Source organism: Nocardiopsis protaetiae (assembly GCF_045446735.1).
In the GTDB taxonomy this organism is placed as follows: Bacteria; Actinomycetota; Actinomycetes; order Streptosporangiales; family Streptosporangiaceae; genus Nocardiopsis; species Nocardiopsis protaetiae.
On record NZ_JBJJBV010000547.1, the window covers coordinates 1 to 781 of the forward strand.

The following is a 781-nucleotide window of genomic DNA, read 5'->3' on the forward strand; positions in this document are numbered from 1 at the left end:
GCGCCACCGGCCCCGCGAGGCGGTGCGGGCGGGGCCCGGCCGTTCGGTCGGCGCGGGCACCGACCGAACGGGGGCGTCCACCGGGCAGGCGCCGGGAACGGTCACTTGAGGCCGGTGGTGGCCACCCCGCGGATGAGGTAGCGCTGGGCGAAGACGAAGAAGGCCAGCACCGGTGCCAGGGACAGCAGGGACATCGCGAAGAGCATGCCGATGCCCTGCTGGCTCTCGGAGCTCACCATCGAGTTCAGCGCGACCGGCACGGTGTACATGTCCGCGGACGTGAGGTAGATCAGCGGCGTGAAGAAGTCGTTCCACGTCCAGATGAACGTGAAGATGGTCGTGGTCACCAGGGCGGGGCGCATCAGGGGGAGGACGATGTACCAGAAGACCCGGAAGGGCCCCGCCCCGTCGATGGCCGCTGCGCGGTCCAGGTCGCGCGGGATGCCCCGGATGAACTGCACCATGAGGAACACGAAGAACGCGTCGGTGGCCAGGAACTTGGGGATGAGCAGCGGCATGTAGGTGTTCACCCAGCCCAGCTGGGAGAAGAAGATGTACTGCGGGATGATCAGGACGTGCATCGGCAGCATGACCGACACCAGGGTGATGGCGAAGAACAGCCGCCTCCCCCGGAACTCCAGCCGGGCCAGCGCGTAGGCGGCCAGGGAGCAGGAGAACAGGTTGCCCAGGATGGACCCGACGGTCACCAGCAGGGAGTTGAGGAAGAACACCGAGAAGGGCCGGTTGAGGGCGTGCCAGCCGTCCCGGAAGTTCTCGAACG

1 protein-coding gene is annotated in these 781 nt (G+C 67.5%); it reads right to left on the reverse strand.

Going from position 1 to position 781, the window contains the following annotated elements; all coding sequences use genetic code 11:
• Window positions 1-101: 101 nt before the first annotated feature.
• Window positions 102-781, reverse strand: a 680-nt coding sequence (locus tag ACJOT3_RS34635; protein ID WP_406977349.1) for a carbohydrate ABC transporter permease, incomplete at its 5' end; no start/stop codon positions are given.